Annotated in this window: 2 protein-coding genes; one reads left to right on the forward strand and one right to left on the reverse strand. The window is 55.2% G+C overall.

The window, feature by feature from the left end:
• Positions 1 to 6: 6 nt before the first annotated feature.
• The gene (locus ACI3UA_RS06605; RefSeq protein WP_439724026.1) at positions 7 to 1,935 is read right to left on the reverse strand and encodes a sigma-54-dependent Fis family transcriptional regulator; all 1,929 of its coding nucleotides are present in this window, start codon (positions 1,933 to 1,935) and stop codon (positions 7 to 9) included.
• Positions 1,936 to 2,128: 193 nt separating this feature from the next.
• Between ACI3UA_RS06605 and ACI3UA_RS06610 the strand changes: the two genes are divergently transcribed.
• The gene (locus ACI3UA_RS06610) at positions 2,129 to 2,464 is read left to right on the forward strand and encodes a hypothetical protein (RefSeq protein WP_439724027.1); all 336 of its coding nucleotides are present in this window, start codon (positions 2,129 to 2,131) and stop codon (positions 2,462 to 2,464) included.
• The last annotated feature ends 121 nt before the right edge of the window (positions 2,465 to 2,585 follow it).

A 2,585-nucleotide genomic window follows, 5' to 3' on the forward strand; every position in this document is an offset into this window, starting at 1 on the left:
GCATGACTATGTGTCAATCTTATTCTTGTCCAGCCCGTATTTTTTCAGGTATCTGTACAGGGTAACGCGGCTCACATGAAGCAGGGTTGACAGCCGGCTGATATTGCCGCCCGCCACGCGCCACACCTTGATAAATACCTCCTTGTCCTCCTTCCAGCGGGCATCGAGGGTAATATCCCCGAAGAGGTTGATGTCCTCTGCGTGGATAACATCGCCCGCAGTGCGGAAAAAGGCATGCTCAATCACATTCTGCAGCTGCTTGATATTCCCCGGCCATTCGTAGGTCATCAGAAAATCCACCGCATCCTGCGCCAGCGTCTTGCCCTTTGACTGATGCAGTCCGGCCAGCTCGGCAAGTATGTGCTCTCCCAGCACCCCGATATCCTCCTTGCGGTTTCTGAGCGGCGGTATGCGGATAATGCTGTGGGACAGCACGCCGTAAAGGGCACTGTCAAAACTGCCCCGCTCCGTCAGGCGCCTCAGCTCCGTATCACAGGCCGCCACCAGACGCACGTTGATAGGGCGGCTGGTATCCTCCCCGATACGGCTGGACTCCATGGTGGTCAGCGAGGCGGCCAGCTCCCTGGCTATATCCAGCGGCATCTTCTCCACCTCGTCAATAAAGAGGGTGCCTCCGGAAGCCAGCTCCAGCTTGCCCGGGTGGCTGACCTCGCGGCTGACGCTGACGCCAAAAATTTCCTGCTCCAGAATCTCCGGTGTTACGTCACCGCAGTGCAGGGTGATAAAAGGCCCGGTTGCAAAGGGACTGGCCTGATGTATGCCGTGCGCCATGCGCTGTTTGCCCGTGCCGCTCTCCCCCTGCAGGAGGATGTGGTTCCTGCCCTTGGCCAGCCGCTGTGCCTTGTCCTTGACAGAGCTGAAGGCCCCGCTGGCTCCCACCATGGAGCTCAGGCTGTACTTGGCCGTAAAACCTGCCGCGTGAGCCACCATGGTGCGCAAATCCTCAATGGGCATGGAGATGGCCACTACGCTGCGCACAACATCCTCGCTGTCGCGCTCAAAGGGAACCACCGTGGTGATGTCCTCATAGGTCCTGCTGGGCGTAATCCAGGTAACCTCCCTGTTGTGGCTGGGAACTCCCTGAAAGCCGGAATATATCGGCGTGTGGCGGTAATTCATCACCACATCGCTGAGCCTGGTGCCAAAACTGCTGCTGTCCTTCCTGCCAATGCCTATTTTCTTCAGCCTCTGCAATCCCAGCTTGTTGGCGTAGGCCACCTCGGAGCCCTCCTGCACATGATAGACGGCGAAGGGAATCACATCGAGGATGGCCTCCTGGGCCTTGAGCCGTATCTGCTGCTGGATGTAGTTCTCCAGCCCGTAGCTCAGGGTTTTGAGCACCGCCATCACCGCCTCCTGGGGCATGTTCTGGTAGTGCATGCCCACCATGGTGATGATGTAGCGCATCTTTTTGTCCACAAAAATCGGTGCGGAGCAGGCATCACTCTCGTGGGAATCCTGCACCCACATCTCCGGCCCGAACAGCCAGAAGGGCTGCTGCAGGTCGCAGGCCATGCTGACGCTGCTGGTGCCGATTTCCTCCACGCCTACCCTGACGCCCTCGATTTCTCCCGGCGTCATCTGATAAAAAGGCATGGTGTAGCTTTTCAGGATGACACACTCCTCGTCCAGAAGCAGCAGGCTGATGTCGTATTCCTTGAAAAAATCCCGCAGGTTGTTGGTCAGATACCGCAGATAGGTAATGGCCTCCTTGTGAAGCCTCTGCCTGGCGGCAAGCTCCTCCCTGGACAGCCTGTGATCTGTGTGGATTCTGTCCGTCGGCGCATTGTGACTGCGGCTTTTCGCCCAGGACGCCGCCACCTCCGGGTTGACGTTAGGGTCCAGCCTGCCTGTATTTATATATAAATCATAATAAGCCTTTAACTTTTCGCGGCTGCGCGGCCCTCTTATCATTGTAACATCCTTCCCTTCACTTTACACTCCTTATTCTATCATCACAAGTTTTCTACTGCAAATTTATTTTGCGCGCTCTTATTTTACACTTCTGCAAATTATGTTATAATGGACTTGCTGTTTTTATGTCACTGCCGCAAGCGGCATGAAAATAAATGCAGGAAGGTCTTAGGAAAGGGAAGAGGTATACAAAATGGCAACCCAGTACAAAAAAATTCAGAATAAAATTCATCCCAAGGAGGATGTGAAGGGAAAGCCGGACCTGAAGCCGAAGGCAAGCCGCGATGCACTGCTGCTGGTGCTTATCGCCGTGACGCTGGTGATTCTGGTGCTGGCCTGGAACAACATGGACGGCATCGGCCGCGGCATGTACGGCGCCCTGTTTGTGGGCATGGTGATTGTCTACGTCAACAGGCGCATGGAGTTCAGCGACACTGTGCGCAAGGTGCTCATCGGCGTCAGCTCCGCCCTGATGCTGGCATCCATCTGCCTGCTGGGACTGAGCATGTATCATCAGTTCTTTGGCTGATGGCAAGCTGACAACCAACAAAAAAATCCCCTGCTGCATATCTGCCAACGCAGAAGCAGCAGGGGATTTTTATTGACGCTCAAAATTGCCTTTAACTATCTTGCATCTCTTTTTCGCTCTT

The sequence above is a fragment of the Anaerovibrio sp. genome (assembly GCF_051866355.1).
Taxonomy (GTDB): Bacteria; Bacillota; Negativicutes; order Selenomonadales; family Selenomonadaceae; genus Anaerovibrio.